This is a genomic window from Vibrio litoralis DSM 17657 (genome assembly GCF_000426765.1).
GTDB lineage: Bacteria > Pseudomonadota > Gammaproteobacteria > Enterobacterales > Vibrionaceae > Vibrio > Vibrio litoralis.
The window spans coordinates 164,714-183,905 of the sequence record NZ_AUFZ01000016.1 but is presented as its reverse complement, the minus strand read 5'-3'; the positions used below and the strand labels follow the sequence as shown (position 1 = coordinate 183,905).

The following is a 19,192-nucleotide window of genomic DNA, read 5'->3' as shown; positions in this document are numbered from 1 at the left end:
TTACGATTATCTACCCTAACGCCTTACGCTTGGCTTTGGTTAAACCTTCAAATACCAAACGGTAGGATTCTGATAGGTAATATTTTAAATCCTCATCGAGCGCACCCGTAGTTTCAACTTGCTGGATCCATTTCATACCACGGCTGGCAAAATAAGGGGCCGGAATATAGCCCGATTCTTGGCGTAGAAACTCAAAATTAATTGGTGAGGTTTTGAATGTAAACGCTGGTTGTCCGGTTTTAGAGGTACTACCGATGGCAAACACTTTCCCTCCAACTTTCCAAACATGGGAGTGGTTCCACTGCATTACATACGTCGAAGCAGTCAGGCTGCCACAAAATTGGTTAAATTCATCATGTGTCATTGTGTTTGATACCTGCTATGCCATGTAACTCAGTTTTCAAGACACCTATCAACGTCTTTTAGTCACTGGAAACCTAAAAAATCGCTATCATTATCTGTGTTCGCAAGATGGTTGTGGTCTTAAATTCGATGCTAAGAGATGGCGTTATGTGGAATGAAAATAGAGCTAAAATTTAATTATTAACGCCATACTCGCTTTGTAGGTAAGTTTTTCACGCGCCCAAAAGAGGCAAGTTCTTACGCTGCTGATAGGTCAAAGCGAACTCTAAACAGGACCTGATTACTGTTTCTGGTAGCGGCTTCGATAAAGACAAAACTATCGCTCTGTTTCCTTGAAACACCAATTCTTCACCATACAATTCGCGGAATGTATCGACTAGTTTAGTTTGACAATTAAAGAACAGATAATAATTATTAGGAGATTTGATCTTCCAGTCCATTCTTAGCGGACTGCCTGCTTTTACACTGTAGCTTGGCTCTCCCCATTTAAGAGTTTCATCAACTTCACCCAACTCTAGCTCTGATACGATTTGAAAAACTAGACTACGCAGTTCCTCTAACCTAATACGAGCATTTCCCGGATATTCATTGAAACGTTCTTTGACGACCTTGTTCATTAGAATCTCCTATTCACACAACGGCGCAATCACGCACATGTCGTGTGTATTATTGCCTTGTTAGGTTTGATTTCCATCGGTTGGTAGATCAAGCCTGCCGACTCTCTTGTTTTACCCTTACACTCAAACCCATACTTTTCATAAGCGGAAACTGAAGATAAAGAGGCGCTGACGGTGACAGTATCAACCTTCGCATGTTTCAGGGCTAATGAAATCAACGTCTTCCCAATACCTTTTTTCTGGTGTTCCGGACTAATAAAGAGCATTGCAACATGGCGACCTTCCTTTAGCTCAATCACACCTTCTATTTTTCCATTTTTTTCAGCAACTAGCATCAAGTTGTCGCCCTTCATTCTGTCAAGAAAAGCATTACTTGCCGCAATTTTTGAGAAGGTTGAAATCCCTTCATCCGATAATGTGTCGGCAACGGACTGCCAAAACGAAGCCATGCAAATTGCGCTTACAGCTTCAATATCTTTCTCTTCCATTTTTCTGACAGTCACCTAAACCTCCCAAAAAACTTAACGCCTAGCTTTGCTGAGTTCCGGAACACAATGTAGGTATGGACAACACAATACCGAAGTTTCTGCATAACACCTTAATCACTATGTGCAACGCATAGTAAAAATGCCATGCGGGCCGAGTCACTCTCGAACAATTGTTAGCTTTGTGTCACTAGTTCCCACGAATGACACCTTTGATTTTTCACCAAACTTTACCTCCTAACTATTCTTGCCCCACTTTGCAGACTTAGCCATGCAGGGAAAACAAAAGTAGCACCAAAAATACTAACCATTTAATAGACGGAAAAATCCATCTATCATTCCACTCATGTTTCTCTACAGCAAGCTAAACATCTAAATACATTAACAAATGTCAGACTTACCCCATATCTAGCAAGTGTGGAATACGAAAACAATCCGCCCCCGTTCGCGATTAGAATTCATTTATTACTGTGCTTTGTAGCCTTTAACTACATGGTAGAGGCCTATTAGCACAAGAGCTATGACTAAGATGGTGAGGACGATATTAGAAGTGATGATGGCAGAGTGCATACCCGTCAATTCATTGGAAAGATTACTTGAGGGTTACCAGCTGGAGGAATGGTTAAGCCGCCAAACAATGACGGCGGCACCAAGATAAAAGCAGGCGTAATAAGCATGTTTTATTTGCTGTTTCAGCCGACTTTTCATCGTAATCACATGACCTTTTCACGGTACAGTTTCGGACTAAGTCCTGCTTTGTTTTTAAATACTCGTGAAAAATACAGCGGATCAGAGTAGCCAATTAAGCGTGAGATTTGGTTTATCGAGTAGTTTGATGTGACCAATAACTGCTTGGCTCGGCTAATACGTTGATCATCGCGCCATTGGGTGATGGTCATGCCAATTTCATCGCGGAATAAGTGGCCTAAACGAGACGGTGAAAGACATATTAAATCTGCCAATTGCTCATTACTGAAATCTTCACTTAAATGTTTTGCCATGTAATTAACGACTTCAGTGATACGTGGATCAATGCGCTTTTTAATTAAATTAGGCTGGTTCATTTTGCAGCGAATCAAGATCTGCTCAAGTAAGTTTAAGCTCAACTCATCAATGTAAGGTTCTTCAACTTTACTCATCTCTTCAATTTGCTGAAACAGTTGATTCAGTTTTTCTTGATCTGAGATTTGAACACCTTTGGTGATAAACACACCATTGGTGCATTCTTCCCATTTTAAGCGATTGTTCCAGTAAGCACGTGGGCGGAAATAGATCCAGCGGTGGTGCCATTCTTCTGCGCCTTCAGAACGATGATAAAAATGAGGCACTCCAGTTGGAAAAAGTAGCAAGTCCCCTTCTTGCACTTCAAACGCGTCATCACCATGAAAGACGGTACCTTGACCTTTGACCGTCAAGTTGATGATAAAACCTTTCATGCCATTTGGACGATCGATGGTGAAATCCAGATCGCCCCCCTTTTCAATCGGTGTTAAACCCGCCACTAGGTGAGCGTTAAAATCATAACCCGGCTTAAGTGGATCGGTTTGCATTGTTGAATTCATAGCAGCAATTACCCTATATATGGGTTTTAATTCTTAATCGGAAAATATTGTTTTAATAATTGTGTTAATCCGTCACCCTGATTATCAGTGGTACAGATAATTTTAGCATGTTTCTGTACATCTCTATGGGCATGCTGCATGGCAATCGAACCACCCGCGACACTCAGCATAGAAATATCATTATAATTATCCCCCGCAGCAACCGTTTGCGATGCGTCAATGTTTTGTGTTGCTAGGTAATCGAGCAAGGCTTGGCCTTTACTGTGCCCTTTCATCGCCAAATCAATTTTATTCTCACCCGACAATGAACCGGAAAAATACTCTTCAATGAGAGGTTGTTTTAAGAATGCCTGAAAATTCTCTGGCGAACCTTGAGCGACAAACTTCCACACTTTGTTGGTCTTACCGAGTTCCGCTTCAAAACTCTCAACTTGATAAATATTCGGCTGCTGATTTTCAGGGTAGCTTTGCGCCCACTGCTTTAAAGGCAACATATAAGGAATAGGATCGTGCTGTGAGAACGCCATACCCTCTTCGGTGTACATCACCAATTGCAGTTGATATTGGTACGCTAAAACTAGGAAGGATTGCGCTAAATCATGAGGGATGGCGATACCGGTTTCTACCGATTGATTCGCATAATCATAGCGATAGACGCCGTTACAGCAGATAATTGGGGTAGTTAATTCAAGCTCATCATAATAAGGTTTCGCCGCAGTATGATGACGGCCAGTGACAATCATAACTGGGTAGTGGTGTTTGATTTTCTGCACATACGCTTTTACCGTAGGGTTTAGCGTATGGTCATTTTGCAGCGTAGTGCCATCAAGATCTAATGCCAAAAATTGGTACGTCATAGACTTCCTTTTATACAACAAAGCCAGCAACTCTGTACTGGCTTAATAACGTTTTATACCCAAGTGACTTCAAGATGCAGAATTTATAGCTTATCTGCAATCATGGCTTCGAGTTTACCTTGATCGACAGCAAAATTGCGAATGCCTTCTGCCAGTTTCTCGACCGCCATTGGATCTTGGTTGTGCTCCCATAGGAATTCCGCTTCAGTCAGTGGCTGTGGCGCTGGCTTGGTTTCAGGTCCTGCTACCAATTTAGCGCTGATTTCACCTTCCGCTTGCTCAAGCTCTTGCAGTAGTTGTGGGCTAATGGTTAAGCGATCACAGCCAGCTAGCTCTAGAATCTCCCCTACGTTGCGGAAACTTGCGCCCATGACAACCGTTGGGTAAGCATGAGTTTTATAGTATTGGTAAATTTTCTGTACTGATAATACGCCCGGATCTTCATCGGCAGAGAACTCTTTGCCTTCTTTGGCTTTATACCAATCCATGATTCGACCCACGAATGGCGAAATCAAGTAAACGCCCGCTTCCGCACAAGCACGCGCTTGAGCAAAGGAAAACAACAGCGTCAGGTTACATTGAATGCCTTCTTTTTCCAGTTGCTCCGCGGCGCGAATGCCTTGCCACGTAGAAGCTAACTTAATCAAAATACGATCATTGCTCACGCCTGCATCGTTATACAGTTTGATCAGTTTACGTGCTTTTTTAATGCTGCCTTCGGTATCATAAGAAAGACACGCATCCACTTCTGTTGAAATACGGCCCGGCACCACTTTTAAGATTTCTTTACCAATATTGACTGCCAGCATATCGCACGTATCTTCGATCTGCGTTTTCTTATCTTGACTCTGACTTTTCGCATATTCAATGGCTTGTTCTATCAATGGTTGGTAGTCGGAAAGTTGTGCCGCTTTTAAAATTAGCGATGGATTGGTTGTCGCATCTTGTGGTTGATATTGCGTTATCGCCTGAATATCACCGGTATCGGCCACCACAGTGGTGAATTGGCGTAGTTGTTGTAATTGATTCATCTCGATCCCTAAAATATAAACAATATAAAAATAAAAAAGCGCCCACTTTTGAGGTGGGCGCTGAAGTTAATTAGATGCCGTTGCTTAGACGGTAGAACATGCTGTTGTGTTTAAGCGTTGTTTTAAAGTCGCGAATCGTTGTGTTGCTATCAATCACAACAAGCTCGATACCAGCAAATTCAGCAAAATCTTCTAGCATATCTAGCGTTACGTTTTGTGTGTAAACGCTGTGGTGTGCGCCACCCGCATGGATCCAAGCGGCCGCAGATACTTCAAGATTCGGTTTTGGCTCCCAAAGTGCGTGTGCAACTGGAAGGTGCGGTAGATCCGATGGCGGGTTAACCGTGTCGATTTCGTTAACAAGCATGCGGTAACGGTTACCTAGGTCAATCAGTGTTACTACTAATGCAGGACCCGCTTTAGCACTAAAGATTGCGCGTGCAACATCATCAGTTTTACCAATGGTGTGACGGTGGATTTGTACTGATGGCTTTTCAGCTGCGATGGTTGGACATACTTCTAGCATGTGCGCACCCAATACTTGGCCTTCACCGGTTAGGTTGTAAGTGTAGTCTTCCATGAAAGACGTACCGCCCGGTAGACCTTGGCCCATTGCTTTGATGATTCGAGTCATCGCGGCCGTTTTCCAGTCACCCTCACCGCCGTAGCCGTAACCTTTTTCCATCAAGCGTTGAGTCGCTAGACCAGGAAGGTTAGTTAGGCCAGTTAGGTTTTCAAAGGTATTTACAAACGCCATGCAACCGCGATCTTGTAGGAATTTTTCCATACCAAGCTCTAAACGCGCTTCGTTTTTCAATACTTCAAGTTGTTCTGCATTTTCAAAAATTTCTGATGCGATGCTGTAAGTCGAACGATATTCTTCAAGCAATGCGGTGATCGCGCTGTCTTCTACTGCGTTAACCACTTCTGTTAGCTCACCCAAGCCATAAGCGTGAACTTCAAAACCAAACTCAATTTGTGAGCTTACTTTGTTGCCTTCGGTTACCGCAACTTGACGCATGTTGTCACCGAAGCGAGCAACACGTAGTGTGTTACTTTCGTTCCAACCGATTGCGGCACGACACCAGTGATCAAGCTGCTTACGTACCGATTCTTTCTGCCAGTGACCCACGATAACGCGGCGATCTAGACCTAGACGAGTACCGATGAAACCAAATTCACGGTCACCGTGAGCACTTTGGTTTAAGTTCATGTACGCCATATCAATGCTTTCCCACGGTAGGGCTTCGCTAAATTGAGTATGTAGGTGAACGAATGGTTTATTCAGTTGTTTTAGGCCTGCAATCCACATTTTTGCAGGCGAGAAAGTGTGCATCCATAACACCACACCAAGACAGTTTTCGTCGTTGTTGGCTTCTTGGCACACTTTCAAAATTTCTTCTGGTGACTTAACCGTATCTTTGCACTCGATAGAAACACAAATATCATCACCTTGATTAAAGCCAGCAACGATTTCTTGGCTGTTGGCTGCGACTTGCTCAAGTACTTTTGGTCCATATAAATGCTGTGAACCAGTGATAAACCATACTGCCTTTTTTACTAATGAAGAGCTTGTGTTTGAAGTTGTCATAATTGCCTCTATGTTTGTCCTGTTTCGCTCCATTCAATGACTTTTCGTTAAGTACTACTCTTGAATGAAACGATAAATATTAAGTAAATGGGTATACTATTTTTGTCCGTAGTAAGCGTCTTTACCGTGCTTACGTAGATAATGCTTGTCCAATAGCGTCTGGGGAATTGGCAACGTACTTGGGTTAATCGTAATCGTGCGATAAGCCATTTTTGCCACTTCTTCTACTACCACGGCATTGTGGACAGCGTTGCTAGGATCTTTGCCCCAAGTAAATGGTGCGTGTTCGCGAACTAAAATGCCGGGAATCGCCATCGGATCAGTGTCACCGATCGTTTCTATAATCACGTTGCCAGTATTCAGTTCGTAATCGTGTTTAATTTCTTGTTCAGTCAGAGCACGAGCGCAAGGAATATTGCCGTAAAAATAATCGGCATGCGTGGTGCCAAAAGCCGGAATTGCCGCCCCTGCTTGCGCCCATGATGTTGCGTAAGAAGAATGAGTATGCACGATGCCGCCCATGTCTTTAAATGCTCGGTATAAAGCTAAGTGAGTCGCCGTATCCGAAGATGGTTTTAAGTCGCCCTGTACAATGTTGCCATCTAAATCCACCAGCACCATATTTTCAGGACTTAAATCTTCATAAGCGACACCGCTTGGTTTAATTGCCACTAAACCCGTTTCGCGATCGATGCCTGATACATTGCCCCATGTGAATGTCACTAGGTTGTGTACCTGCAAATCCATGTTGGCACGCCATACTTGCTCTCTTAATTCAGGAAGAAGTTGCTGTGACATGATTAGGCTCCTTTTTGTTCATCAGTAAAGGCTTCAACATGCTGGCCTAAATCACGATAAGATTGATGACGATTTTGGTAGAAAGCCACCGCGCCTTTTTCTGGGGTATAAACATGACGAATTGGGCTCGCCATTGCCGCTTGAGCTTCACTAACACTGGTGTGAGCATCCGCTGCCACCGCTGCAAAAATCGCCGCACCCAATGCGCAACATTGGTCAGATTCAACCACCGCAATATCACGGCCCATCACATCGGCGCAGGTTTGCATGACCAAAGATGATTTTTGTGCAATACCGCCAATCGCGAGCACACGTTTCACATCAACGCCTTGTGTGACCATGCAATCCATAATCGCTTTTGCACCATGCGCGGTTGATTCCACTAAGCTGTAGAACACATCTGGAGAGGTACTGCCTAAATTCAATCCACTGATCACACCTTTTAAGCGTTGGTTGGCCATTGGTGTTCTACGGCCATTGTGCCAATCCATACTCAGTGGAGAATGCTCCGCTTGAGGTTGATCGCTCGCGGCATCAGCCAGCATTGGGATAAGAATGTCATCAATACCATCAAGCAGGTGTTGATCTTCTGGGTGCGTTTTCACCCATTGTTGAATCGGCCACATCAGTAGACGTTTGTACCATGCGTAAATATCACCAAAAGCAGACTGGCCCGCTTCTAACGCCACCAAACTTGGCAATGCGCTACCTTTTACTTGACCACAAATGCCTTCAATGGTTTTGCCTGCCACATCTTCTGGTTTCACCATTAAAATGTCACAGGTTGAAGTGCCAATTACTTTCACTAGGTCATGCTCACCAGCACCAGCACCTACTGCGCCCATGTGACAATCAAACTCACCAATCGCAACCGCAATACCTCCTGGTAAACCAAAACGTTCCGCCCATTCCGCGCTTAATAAGCCCGCTTGTTGATCTGAGGTATACACTTCAGTGAACATACGCTCACGAATACCATCCAGAGTTGGAGAAATAGCAGAAAGAAAATCTTGAGCCGGTAGGCCGTTCCAATCATCATGCCAAAGCGCTTTATGACCAGCAGCACAGATACCACGGCGTAATTGAGTCGGCGCTTGATTGCCAGAGATTAACGCTGGGATCCAGTCACATAACTCAACCCAGGTATGAGCTTGTTGCGCCACTTTGGCATCTTGCTCACTTACCCAAGCCGCTTTTGCCCAGAACCATTCAGAAGAATAAATGCCACCGACATAGCGTGTGTAATCAGGGAAGTCACCGCTGTGAGCCAGTTGGTTAATCAGCTCAGCTTTTTGAATTGATGTGTGGTCTTTCCACAAAATGAACATTGCATTTGGATTGTGTTCAAACTCAGGTAGTAAAGCTAAAACGTTGCCATCTTTATCGACAGGCGCAGGCGTTGAGCCCGTGGTGTCAACACCAATGCCGACGACACTTTGTTTAATCTCATCAGACACTTGTTCTAGAGTTTGTTGTACCGCTGCGGTCATGGCATCTATGTAGTCTTGAGGATGATGACGGAATTGAGAAACCGCTGGTTGGCAGTATTGGCCTTCCATCCAACGAGGATAATATTGAACGCCACAAGCCACTTCTTGACCGGTTTTGGTATTGACTAATAAAGCACGAACAGAGTCGGAACCGAAATCCAAACCAATTGTAAATTTTTCAACACTCATAATGAGTCCACCAAAGTAAAATGAATCGAATCATCCAGCGTATAGTTCTAAGTTCTAGCGCTGGATATAAGCTATGTATTCATTTAATAGGATGGATCCCATTCCCGCCATTAAGATAGCCGCTAAAAATATAGACAAAACCGCTACCCCAGAATTAGTGATAGCTAGATCATGTTTATGAGATAGGCAAGAATGAAGAAAATTGCTGGAAGTATGGACAATATTGATGACGGTAAACCGCAAGATAAGTCAAAATAAATCAACAAGCACACGCCGAGAAAACAAACCCGCTCTGCCTTATTCAGTTTTTTCGAACAAGTTAATGCATTTCTCATACTCAACAACTGGTCACAGGTTCACTAAGATTAAGTCATTCCTTATTCATAAGCCCTGAGGTCACTATGTCTCAAACCCAATTTCGTGAAGTTCGCTTAATTATGCAATCTCAACCAACATCCGATGGTGATGGGGTAAAAATACAGCGTGTTGCTGGCTTTAATAACAAGCATTTTTCGCCATTTCTAATGATGGATGAATTAAAAGCCGATGATAAAAAAGACTATGTAGGCGGTTTTCCTCCTCACCCGCACCGTGGTATTGAAACGCTAACTTATATGATGAATGGTCATTTCCAGCACAAAGATCATATGGGCAATGTCGGTGAATTGCGTAGCGGTGGCGCTCAATGGATGGCGGCAGGACAAGGTGTGATCCACAGTGAAATGCCAATTATGGAAGATGGTCAATTACATGGTTTTCAGATCTGGATAAACCAACCGGCTCGCGACAAAATGCAGCCAGCGAAATACTTTGATTTTCAGCCTGAGACGATCAATGAAACGCTATTTTCTGAAGGCAACTTACTGCGCTTATTGGCAGGTGATTTAACGGTAAACAATGAAGCACTCAAAGGTCCACTCACTGATACCGGTGTACCGGCAAGCGTGGCTGACTGGAAAGCACAAAAAAACAGTGAAATATCGCTGACCATTCCAAGCCAACATAACGCTATGATCTATGTATATAAAGGCGCGGTAACGGTTTCGGGTAAAGCGCTGAAGCAATCCGATTTTGCGATGCTTCCCGCTTCTAGTGCGCAAGGTGAAGACCTAGATGAAATAAGATTGCACGCCAATAGCGATAGCGGTGTGCTGATTTTTGTCGGTCAGCCAATCAACGAACCGGTTGTGCACTACGGGCCATTTGTGATGAATACAATGGATGAAATCAACCAAGCGATTAATGACTATCAATCTGGTAAGTTTCATCAATATTAAGGTTCATTTCACATAAATTTCACGGTCATAAACCGTGATCTAGGTCTATAATTTATTCATTGTGCTTCTGATTCGCATCAGCCCGTAAGGGACATAATAAGCCACTCCCTGCTTTTCCCTAATTGCAGGGATTTTTTTGTCTTGAATATATTGATAAAAAACCAGATTTTCGCACTAAATATTATGTTACTAAATTACACACAGGTGAGGCATTCATGGGGGGAATTATTTCACACATTGAATTAATTAAATGAATGTGACACAAGTCACTCATATAATTAACTACAAGTAAGATAAGTTTAATTTAGTGATGGGCGTCACAATAAATATCACCACCACACCACTACAAAACGTGACATATATCACATTTAATTTTAATAAAAATATCTAATTTGCGTTTTGTAGGAAAATTACAACTAAATTTTGCAATATAGATCGCATAGAAATTAAAAAAACGACAGACAATAGAGATACTGATCACAAAAAACCCGTTATCAGTTCATTAATTAATTTGTGTGGTAAATTGATTGGGTACTAAGCAATCAATGCGGTTTTCGCGAACCGTTTACAACAACAAAATAATTAAGAACATCAAACGGGAGTCGTTATGATATCACCTGATGCTAAGATCAAGATACAAAATTTTGGTCGTTTCCTCTCTAACATGGTTATGCCCAACATAGGTGCGTTTATCGCATGGGGCTTTATTACTGCCTTATTCATTCCAACTGGCTGGTTTCCAAACGAAACTTTAGCCTCTATGGTTGGCCCGATGATTACTTACCTGCTTCCCTTATTGATAGGTTATACCGGTGGTAAACTTATCGGTGGTGAGCGTGGTGCAGTTGTCGGTGCAATCACAACAATGGGTGTGATCGTTGGAACCGATATTCCAATGTTCATGGGGGCAATGATTGTTGGTCCTATGGGCGGTTGGGCAATTAAAGCCTTTGATAAGCGCGTAGAAGGTAAAATTAAAAGTGGCTTTGAAATGTTGGTTAACAACTTCTCAGCCGGCATTATCGGGATGATTTGTGCAATTATTGCCTTCATGCTGATTGGTCCATTTGTTAAAGTACTTTCCAACACTTTAGCTGCAGGCGTTCATTTCTTAGTGGATGCTCACTTACTTGCATTAACTTCTATTTTTGTTGAGCCAGCAAAAATCTTATTCTTAAATAATGCAATCAACCACGGTATTTTCTCACCGCTCGGTATTCAGCAAGCAGCTGAAACGGGTCAGTCTATTTTCTTCTTAATTGAATCTAACCCAGGCCCTGGTTTAGGTATTCTTTTAGCTTATATGTTTTTTGGAAAAGGTACGGCAAAACAAACTGCCGGTGGTGCCTCGATTATCCACTTCTTCGGTGGTATCCATGAAATCTATTTCCCATATATCTTAATGAATCCACGTTTAATCCTAGCCGCGATTGCGGGGGGTATGACGGGTGTATTCGTTCTCACTCTCTTTGATGCAGGTATCGTTTCCCCTGCTTCTCCAGGCTCTATCTTCGCTATTTTATTAATGGCACCGAAAAGCTCAATGCTAGGAGTTCTGTGTTCTATCTTTGCCGCCACGGCCGTGTCATTTACCATCGCAGCATTGCTAATGAAATCACAACGTACAACGGAAGAAGATGGCGATGAAACTGCCTTAGATAAAGCCACTGCTGATATGCAAAACATGAAAGCATCAGCGAAAGGTGAAAGTGCTGCAACCAACCAAAGTAACAAAATAGATATGGCAAATGTTCGTAGCATTATTGTCGCTTGTGATGCCGGTATGGGATCAAGTGCCATGGGTGCCAGCCTGCTACGCAAGAAAATTCAACAAGCGGGTCTAGATATTCAAGTAACCAACCTTGCCATTAATAGCTTACAAGAAGGAGTTGATATCGTGATCACTCATAAAGATTTAACAGAACGTGCTCGTAAACATGTCCCTAATGCATTCCATATTTCATTGGTTAACTTCTTAGATAGCGAAATGTACAACCAACTAGTAACCAAGCTATTAGCTGAGCAACGTCCAGAAGCGGCTAACGATAATCAAGCAATGAAAGTCTCTATACTTGCGGCAAATGATGAAAGCTTTGAAGAACAAGCGCCTTCTGTATTTAATATTGAACGTAAAAATATTCATTTAAGTTTATCTGCCAGTAATAAAGAAGAAGCTATCCGTTTCGCAGGTAACCAATTAGTCGAACTTGGCTATGCTGAACCAGAATATGTCGATGCCATGTTTGAGCGTGAAAAACTGGTACCTACTTATCTTGGTGAATCAATTGCCGTCCCTCATGGAACCGTTGAAGCAAAAGACCGAGTCATCAAAACAGGCATCGTGATTTGCCAATACCCTCGTGGTGTGCAGTTTGGTGAAGACGACGATGAAGTCGCCAAACTTGTTATCGGTATAGCGGCTAAAAATGACGAACACATTCAAGTAATCACTACGATAACCAATGCGTTAGATGACCCTGATGCCATTGAAAGATTAACAACGACAACCGATGTCGAAGAAGTATTGGAAATCTTACAAGGTAATCAAGCGGCATAACTCTGTATGATTCGAGGTCAGCGTGCCCCTATACACCTGGCCTCACCCTAACAAGCTTTATTTTTATCGTAGGAATTTATTATGAAAAATGCAGTTCACTTTGGTGCAGGTAATATTGGTCGAGGATTCATAGGAAAGCTTCTAGCAGATGCAGATGTTCAAGTAACTTTTGCTGATGTTAATGCACCGCTTGTCGATCAAATCAGCCATAAACAAGAATATAAAGTTAAAGTCGTCGGCTTGAAATGCCAAATCGATACGGTGAATCATGTTACTGCCGTTAATTCAGCCAGTGATGATGTGATTGAACGTATCATCCACACAGACCTTGTTACAACAGCTGTTGGCCCTAATGTACTTGATATCATTGCTAAAACTATCGCAACGGGCATCACTAAGCGCTTTGAAGCAGGTAATCTGAAACCTTTAAATATCATCGCTTGTGAAAATATGGTTAGAGGCACAACTCATCTAAAAGGTGAAGTTTATAAATACTTATCCCCTAACCTACATACTCAAGCAGATACTTTAATTGGGTTTGTCGACTCTGCCGTTGATCGAATTGTTCCTCCAGCAGAAGCGGCGAATGATGATCCACTTGAAGTTACCGTAGAAAGCTTTAGCGAGTGGATTGTCGATGAAAGCCAATTTAAAGGCGAAATTCCTGATATCGCAGGAATGGAAAAAACCAATAACTTAATGGCTTTTGTAGAACGCAAACTATTCACTCTCAACACTGGTCATTGTATTACCGCGTATTTAGGTTGTTTAAAAGGCCACCGTACGATTCGCGAAGCCATTGAAGATCCTGAGATTTACTTTGATGTAAAACAAGCTATGCATGAAAGTGGCGAGGTGTTAATTCAGCGCTACCAGTTTGACCGTGAAATGCACGGGGCTTATATCCAAAAAATATTAGATCGTTTTGCTAACCCTTACCTTGTTGATGAAGTGGATCGCGTAGGACGACAACCTATTCGTAAATTAAGCGCTAATGATCGCTTAATAAAGCCACTACTTGGCACCATCGAATACGGGACAGAAAACACAACTTTATTGAAAGGGATTGCAGCGGCTTGTAAATATCGTAATGATAACGACCCTCAAGCAATTGAATTACAGAAATCAATTCAAGATCAAGGAATTAAAAAAACATTAGCGCATTATACCGGGCTTAATGAAAACAGTGCCGAAGTGCAAAAAATCGAAAGTCTTTACTTACAACTTTAATTCTAATAATCACGGGGGCTTTTTCCGCCCCCTCTTAATTTAGATGGTCTAATGAGCGAAAAATTAAACGAAACAGAGATATTGGAACGATTAAACCAAGCACCGACGGTGAGAGGTTTCTTTATCCAAACCGTGGAGATATTTGATGAGTCTATTGATGCTCTCATCAAGCGTATTTTCCGTAAGGATAATTTTGCCGTGCAATCCGTTGTCGGACCTTTATTGCAAGATTCTGGTCCTCTCGGCGATCTAGCGGTTCGTTTAAAACTATTGTTTGGTTTAGGCGTATTGCCCGATGCTATTTATCACGATATTGAAGATCTCATTATTCTGCGTAACAAACTCAATAATGACGGCTCCGAATATGAATTTACCGACCCATTAATCATCAGTAGCATTAAGTCACTTAACCTCATAGAAAAAATGGCAATGGTGCCTTTAAATATTACCGAACCAGATGATGATATCGACCTAAGCTTTTACCGCATGCAACTACAACGTCAGCAGCAAGTGATCAAGTCTGGTCTATCTCTGGCCATTGTTGATATTTGTAGTGAACTCCAAAAAGATAGCCCATTTTAATAGTACTACACTTGACTATATAGTTCGTCCAGCTTTAGAAAGGATTCTAATGTGACTGGTTCATCAAGTAGCTTTTTCGCTTGCTCTAGTAAGTCCATGCTTTTCCCTAATAGATGCCGTATTTTTAGCTTAACAGGCTAATTTCACAATGTGGAAATCTTTGCCCAAAATCCTCCCTTCTAATCCGGACTTGATCGTTTTATTCCCTAGTCTAAATAGAAATATCGTGACATTCTCTAAGTTATATCTTGGTCTCTAACAGCTAAGATGGCAGCATTAAATTGCTTGGATTTATCGATATCATTCAAGCCAACCATAACGTGACTAAACATTTATACTTCCTTTTTAGAGTGTTGTTGAACTAACCTACTTTGCTATATCAACTTTCTTATGTCTATTGATGCATTGTTAAGGTGTGAAGCACGTAATATAGTATTTTATATTTTACTAATGAAACAAAATTCAAAGGGTGAATACGGAGAAACCACAGAATCTGCTTCCTCCGATTGAGAGTCGAGTTAACCACCGATATGGCAGGCAAATCCCATCGATTCTACTTTATGTTTTAGTTGTCGGATCTTTTCGTCTGGGTTTGATGCAGTATCTTGCATAGGATAAATACGTCCCAGTAATGCGTACTTATTCTCACCATAATTGTGGTATGGAAGAAGATGGATGGTATCCACGTTGGACATCAACTGAGCAAATTCACCAATCGCTTGGATCTCTTCTTCGTTATCGTTAAACCCAGGAATAACTGGGACACGCACGGTCACTTTGGTAATAAATGAAATACGCAGGATATTTTCCAGAATGGTACGGTTATCAACCCCTGTTCCCGCTTTATGAACGGCAGGATTAATGGCTTTAATATCGACTAATGCTAAATCAATCCAAGGGAAAACATCTTCAATGGCTTGTTTTGAACCCAGTCCAGTAGTTTCTATCGCAGTATGCCAACCTTTCTCTTTGCACCCTTTAAGTAACTCTCGGGCAAATTCAGGCTGCGCTAATGGCTCGCCACCAGATAAGGTGATTCCGCCACCGGCTCTGCGGAATAAGTTCTCGTCTTTTTTAAGCTCAAGCAGAACTTGCTCTACCGTCATTCGCTTGCCTTTTATCTCAAGCGCACCGGTTGGGCAAACATCAACACAAGCACCACATTCGACGCATTTTTCACGATCAATAAAATGAGGATTTGAATGGGAAATCGCCCCCACTTTGCAAACATCGATGCACTTGCCACAATTCACACAATCGCTGGCTTTGAAGATCAACTGAGGTTTAGCCTGCTGCGATTCAGGGTTGCTGCACCATTTACAAGAGAGTGGACAGCCTTTGAAAAAAGGAATAGTTCGAATTCCGGGACCATCATGTAACGAATATCGCTGGATGTTAAAAAGAACACCTTCTTTGTTGTAATCAACTTCATTCATACAGTTTCTCGTTATTTTGATAAAAATAGGCCGCTTACTTACATCACGGCCTATTTATTATTTTTAGAAATTATAATTGCTGTTCTGTACGGCTAATGATGTCGTCCTGAACCTCTTTCGCTAATACAACAAACTGAGCACTGTAACCCGCAACACGAACCACTAAGTCCTGGTATAGGTGTGGATTCTTCTGAGCATCAAGTAGACGTTCACGGTCGATAACGTTGAACTGTACGTGCATACCTTTACGGTCAAAATAGTTTCTTACCAAGCCGCTAAAGTTGCGTAGTCCTTTCTCTCCAGCCAGTGAAGAAGGTAGGAATTTTTGGTTGTACAGTGTCCCGTTCGAAGCAATGAAATGGTCAAGTTTCGCCACAGAGTTCGCAGCAGCAGTTGGGCCAGAAACGTCTTTACCTTGACGAGGTGACACACCATCAGACAAAGGCTTACCAGCTAAACGGCCATCTGGTAATGCAGAGACACCTTTACCGAACAGAACGTTAGCTGATACTGGGTAGATACCCGCTTGGAACTGACCACCACGCGTATTGGTGTACTTCTCGACTTCTTCGCAGTAGATGGATGCACAACGGCGAGCCACGTAGTCCACGTCATCAATATCGTTACCAAAGCTTGGTGAGCTTTCCAGGATAAGACGGATTTCTTCATGTCGAGAAATGCTGCCTACCGCTGGCGTCGCTTGTGTTTGTGCGCTTGAGAGCTGACGGAACACTTCTTCTTTAATGGCTTCTGGGCTTAGAGATCCGTTTTCCGCAATCAGACGTTGAACCACGTTGTAGACATCTTTTTCATCTAAAGAGATGCGGCTAGCAGCAGGAGCTGCAGCGTAGCCAAAGTTCGCATCTAGCGCGCCTTTTAGCTCAGTCATTGTCAGTTTACGATCTTCGAACACTTGTTTTTGCATTGCATAAACAGAGTCGCCCGTATCAGCGATACCAAATGCTTGCGGGCCTGTGTAGTTGTAAATCGCACCGCCGTCTTGCAAAGACTTACCACGACCAATACAGTCATCAACCAATGCAGACAGGAATGGCAGCGGACAGCGCTCAGCATGTGCGATATCAACACTATTACACGCTTCAACCAATTGGCGAACGAAATGGGCAATTTGCGCTGTGAATGCATCAAAGAAGTCTTCAGTATCAGTAAATTGAGTCATATCTTTGGTCATAGGGCCAATTTGTTTGTTATTAGCACGACCACTGTTTAGTGTGATTTCCAATACTTTTGCGACGTTGAAGAATGCAGCATCGTGCCAACCTTCAGTACGGTGTGGTGCTTGTGGTTCTACACAACCAATGATGCAGTAGTCACGAGCATCCGCCAATGAAACGCCTCGGTTTTGTAGTGATGGAATGATAACTTCATCGTTGTACATTGCCGGAACACCAAGACCTAGGCGAACCACTTCACAGGCACGGAACAAGAACTCATCTGGCGTACCTTGCCACACACGAATAGAAAACGAAGGCGCTGGTAATTGAACGTGTGCCGTCGCTTCCATACACATGTAGCTTAATGGGTTGGTTGCGTCTTTACCGTCTGGCGTCTGACCACCAACACATAGGTTTTGGAACACAGCGTAGCCGGCAAACGCCTGAGCGGATATTTCATCACGCGTTTTATTGATGTCGTTTAGTTTGATCCAACAGCAGTCAACCAACTCTTGAGCGAATACAGGGTCGATGGATTTATCTGCTGCCAAGAATGGGTACATGTATTGGTCAAAACGTCCTGGTGAGATCGAGTGACCACTTGACTCAATTTGCAGCATGCTTTGTAGGAACCAGAATGTCTGACATGCTTCCCAGAAAGTGGTTGCACCGTTCTCAGGAACACGGCGACAATTCTGACTGATTTGTTCAAGTTCACGTTTACGTTGAGGGTCCGTTTCAGTTTGCGCTAGACGATCCGCTTCATCAGAGTAACGGTGCGCATAGACAATCGCCGCTTCATAGCTGATGATAATTGCATTGTAGAACTGCTCTTTTTTAACGAAATCTGGTTCTGCACGGTCAAGTTTTGCCAACGCGGCTTTGACTTGCTCAATCACGCCACGGAAACCAATCCGCAATACTTTTCCGTAATCAACACAGACGTGGCCAACGCCACCGTAGAAGTAGTTACCTACACTGAATACACCCGCATTCATAGAATCGTGGGTCTCTTGAGACATATATGACGCCGCTAATTCACTGGTGGTTTTACCTGGCCAGTATTTAAATGCTTCGTGCAATTCTTGTGCAGTTTTTTTCTCAATAATGAATGGGTCCGCTACGCGGTGCTCCATTGTTTCAAATTCTTTTTCTACCCAGTCGAAAGAGAACTCTGGACAAATTTCAGTTGAACGTGGGTTAATCGTCACCGCACCGACAATCAATTCATCTTTACGAATCGTCACTGGTAGCTCGGTATAAATCTTTTCAACAACTCTTGCTCTGCGCATGACCGCTGGTAGATGCTCGTTTTGTTTATAAGCTTCCGTGGCTAAAACAGCACGCTCAGACTCGACGTAAGGTTTAGCGTCAATGATCATTTTTTTTAGTCGTAAAACGCGGTCAGTTGGATTAGAAAAACCTTTCTCTAACATAGTGATGTTACTCCGTAATTATTAATCAGTATGATCGCAAGATCAGACCTTAGTTATTTTGTTCCACGGCAGTTGCTGTATTTCGATAAATAATGCGAATGCCTAGTCAATGAGTAAAATTGCGCAATATTGAAGGATGTGCACTTCATGCAGGTACGCCACATGCGTTCTCTATCGCTAATTAATTAAAAACCGTTTAAGTCATCTTCAATAGTGCGCATCGCTTCATTCACAGCCGAGACTTCCCCAAAGATGGCGAGCGCTGTGACATGCTGTGGACAAGAGCCAGTAATCTCTGTTACCGCCACATCTGCACACTTGCTTGCTAAATCGGCACAGAAGTAAAGGTCAGGGATGGGCAACATTGCTATTCCAATCGCATCTATGCGGATCAAACCCAAGCGCTGACGAAATTCCGAGGGTACACGGCGTTTAAACATCGTAAGAGTGTCTGGACTTGGTGCGTTAATTATGCGTTTTTTCATAGTTCTATGCCTATCCCTTAACTACATTAAT

At 42.8% G+C, this 19,192-nt stretch carries 16 protein-coding genes and 1 pseudogene; 5 read left to right on the top strand and 12 right to left on the bottom strand.

Features of this window, described 5'->3' with window-relative positions:
• Positions 1 to 10: 10 nt before the first annotated feature.
• Positions 11 to 364 (bottom strand): MmcQ/YjbR family DNA-binding protein, encoded by a 354-nt coding sequence (locus tag K358_RS0104120; RefSeq protein WP_027695627.1) that lies wholly within the window; start codon positions 362 to 364, stop codon positions 11 to 13.
• 34 nt (positions 365 to 398) lie between these two features.
• Between K358_RS0104120 and K358_RS19560 the strand changes: the two are divergent.
• Positions 399 to 540, top strand: a pseudogene (locus tag K358_RS19560) (IS110 family transposase); the annotation flags it as partial.
• A 35-nt stretch (positions 541 to 575) separates the two neighbouring features.
• Here the strand turns inward: K358_RS19560 and K358_RS0104115 are convergent.
• The 8 genes from K358_RS0104115 to K358_RS0104080 all read right to left on the bottom strand — a co-directional run bounded on the left by K358_RS0104115 (position 576) and on the right by K358_RS0104080 (position 8,983).
• Complete coding sequence (locus K358_RS0104115; RefSeq protein WP_027695626.1) at positions 576 to 980, bottom strand: DUF1801 domain-containing protein; 405 nt, start codon at positions 978 to 980, stop codon at positions 576 to 578.
• A gap of 29 nt (positions 981 to 1,009) precedes the next feature.
• Positions 1,010 to 1,483 (bottom strand): GNAT family N-acetyltransferase, encoded by a 474-nt coding sequence (locus tag K358_RS0104110; RefSeq protein WP_027695625.1) that lies wholly within the window; start codon positions 1,481 to 1,483, stop codon positions 1,010 to 1,012.
• 695 nt (positions 1,484 to 2,178) lie between these two features.
• Positions 2,179 to 3,027, bottom strand: a complete 849-nt coding sequence (gene araC / locus K358_RS0104105; protein ID WP_244875223.1) for an arabinose operon transcriptional regulator AraC — start codon at positions 3,025 to 3,027, stop codon at positions 2,179 to 2,181.
• A 26-nt stretch (positions 3,028 to 3,053) separates the two neighbouring features.
• On the bottom strand, positions 3,054 to 3,884 hold the full coding sequence (locus K358_RS0104100) for a Cof-type HAD-IIB family hydrolase (protein WP_027695623.1): 831 nt from the start codon (positions 3,882 to 3,884) through the stop codon (positions 3,054 to 3,056).
• Between the two features lie 83 nt (positions 3,885 to 3,967).
• Positions 3,968 to 4,915 carry a transaldolase gene (gene tal, locus K358_RS0104095; protein WP_038149663.1) on the bottom strand — a complete coding sequence of 316 codons (948 nt, stop codon included), beginning with the start codon at positions 4,913 to 4,915 and terminating at the stop codon, positions 3,968 to 3,970.
• Between the two features lie 70 nt (positions 4,916 to 4,985).
• Positions 4,986 to 6,506: an L-arabinose isomerase gene (gene araA, locus K358_RS0104090; RefSeq protein WP_038149661.1), complete on the bottom strand. Its 1,521-nt coding sequence runs from the start codon at positions 6,504 to 6,506 to the stop codon at positions 4,986 to 4,988.
• Between the two features lie 96 nt (positions 6,507 to 6,602).
• Positions 6,603 to 7,304 (bottom strand): L-ribulose-5-phosphate 4-epimerase, encoded by a 702-nt coding sequence (locus K358_RS0104085; protein WP_038149660.1) that lies wholly within the window; start codon positions 7,302 to 7,304, stop codon positions 6,603 to 6,605.
• A gap of 2 nt (positions 7,305 to 7,306) precedes the next feature.
• Positions 7,307 to 8,983 (bottom strand): ribulokinase, encoded by a 1,677-nt coding sequence (locus K358_RS0104080; RefSeq protein ID WP_027695619.1) that lies wholly within the window; start codon positions 8,981 to 8,983, stop codon positions 7,307 to 7,309.
• A gap of 401 nt (positions 8,984 to 9,384) precedes the next feature.
• On the opposite strand from K358_RS0104080, the gene K358_RS0104075 reads away from it, so the two are divergent.
• The 4 genes from K358_RS0104075 (at position 9,385) to K358_RS0104060 (ending at position 14,629) form a co-directional block, all read left to right on the top strand.
• On the top strand, positions 9,385 to 10,260 hold the full coding sequence (locus K358_RS0104075) for a pirin family protein (protein WP_027695618.1): 876 nt from the start codon (positions 9,385 to 9,387) through the stop codon (positions 10,258 to 10,260).
• A gap of 607 nt (positions 10,261 to 10,867) precedes the next feature.
• Positions 10,868 to 12,817 carry a PTS mannitol transporter subunit IICBA gene (locus tag K358_RS0104070; protein ID WP_027695617.1) on the top strand — a complete coding sequence of 650 codons (1,950 nt, stop codon included), beginning with the start codon at positions 10,868 to 10,870 and terminating at the stop codon, positions 12,815 to 12,817.
• 81 nt (positions 12,818 to 12,898) lie between these two features.
• Entirely contained in the window at positions 12,899 to 14,047 is a 1,149-nt protein-coding gene (locus K358_RS0104065) for a mannitol-1-phosphate 5-dehydrogenase (protein WP_027695616.1), read from the top strand.
• Between the two features lie 51 nt (positions 14,048 to 14,098).
• On the top strand, positions 14,099 to 14,629 hold the full coding sequence (locus K358_RS0104060) for an MltR family transcriptional regulator (protein ID WP_027695615.1): 531 nt from the start codon (positions 14,099 to 14,101) through the stop codon (positions 14,627 to 14,629).
• A gap of 518 nt (positions 14,630 to 15,147) precedes the next feature.
• Here K358_RS0104060 and K358_RS0104045 read toward each other — a convergent pair.
• The 3 genes from K358_RS0104045 to K358_RS0104035 all read right to left on the bottom strand — a co-directional run bounded on the left by K358_RS0104045 (position 15,148) and on the right by K358_RS0104035 (position 19,161).
• A complete protein-coding gene (locus K358_RS0104045) occupies positions 15,148 to 16,065 on the bottom strand; it encodes a glycyl-radical enzyme activating protein (RefSeq protein WP_027695614.1) in 918 nt (305 codons plus the stop codon).
• Positions 16,066 to 16,135: 70 nt separating this feature from the next.
• Positions 16,136 to 18,676, bottom strand: a complete 2,541-nt coding sequence (grpM, locus tag K358_RS0104040; RefSeq protein WP_027695613.1) for a glycyl radical diol dehydratase GrpM — start codon at positions 18,674 to 18,676, stop codon at positions 16,136 to 16,138.
• A gap of 185 nt (positions 18,677 to 18,861) precedes the next feature.
• Positions 18,862 to 19,161, bottom strand: a complete 300-nt coding sequence (locus K358_RS0104035) for a BMC domain-containing protein (RefSeq protein WP_038149657.1) — start codon at positions 19,159 to 19,161, stop codon at positions 18,862 to 18,864.
• Positions 19,162 to 19,192 lie beyond the last annotated feature (31 nt).

Bases quoted from the DNA above. Each gene is read 5' to 3' on its own strand.
- araC (WP_244875223.1), bottom strand. From the start codon at position 3,027: ATGAATTCAACAATGCAAACCGATCCACTTAAGCCGGGTTATGATTTT.
- K358_RS0104080 (WP_027695619.1), bottom strand. From the start codon at position 8,983: ATGAGTGTTGAAAAATTTACAATTGGTTTGGATTTCGGTTCCGACTCT.
- K358_RS0104115 (WP_027695626.1), bottom strand. From the start codon at position 980: ATGAACAAGGTCGTCAAAGAACGTTTCAATGAATATCCGGGAAATGCT.
- K358_RS0104075 (WP_027695618.1), top strand. From the start codon at position 9,385: ATGTCTCAAACCCAATTTCGTGAAGTTCGCTTAATTATGCAATCTCAA.
- tal (WP_038149663.1), bottom strand. From the start codon at position 4,915: ATGAATCAATTACAACAACTACGCCAATTCACCACTGTGGTGGCCGAT.
- araA (WP_038149661.1), bottom strand. From the start codon at position 6,506: ATGACAACTTCAAACACAAGCTCTTCATTAGTAAAAAAGGCAGTATGG.
- K358_RS0104100 (WP_027695623.1), bottom strand. From the start codon at position 3,884: ATGACGTACCAATTTTTGGCATTAGATCTTGATGGCACTACGCTGCAA.
- K358_RS0104070 (WP_027695617.1), top strand. From the start codon at position 10,868: ATGATATCACCTGATGCTAAGATCAAGATACAAAATTTTGGTCGTTTC.
- K358_RS0104035 (WP_038149657.1), bottom strand. From the start codon at position 19,161: ATGAAAAAACGCATAATTAACGCACCAAGTCCAGACACTCTTACGATG.
- K358_RS0104060 (WP_027695615.1), top strand. From the start codon at position 14,099: ATGAGCGAAAAATTAAACGAAACAGAGATATTGGAACGATTAAACCAA.
- K358_RS0104065 (WP_027695616.1), top strand. From the start codon at position 12,899: ATGAAAAATGCAGTTCACTTTGGTGCAGGTAATATTGGTCGAGGATTC.
- K358_RS0104120 (WP_027695627.1), bottom strand. From the start codon at position 364: ATGACACATGATGAATTTAACCAATTTTGTGGCAGCCTGACTGCTTCG.
- grpM (WP_027695613.1), bottom strand. From the start codon at position 18,676: ATGTTAGAGAAAGGTTTTTCTAATCCAACTGACCGCGTTTTACGACTA.
- K358_RS0104085 (WP_038149660.1), bottom strand. From the start codon at position 7,304: ATGTCACAGCAACTTCTTCCTGAATTAAGAGAGCAAGTATGGCGTGCC.
- K358_RS0104045 (WP_027695614.1), bottom strand. From the start codon at position 16,065: ATGAATGAAGTTGATTACAACAAAGAAGGTGTTCTTTTTAACATCCAG.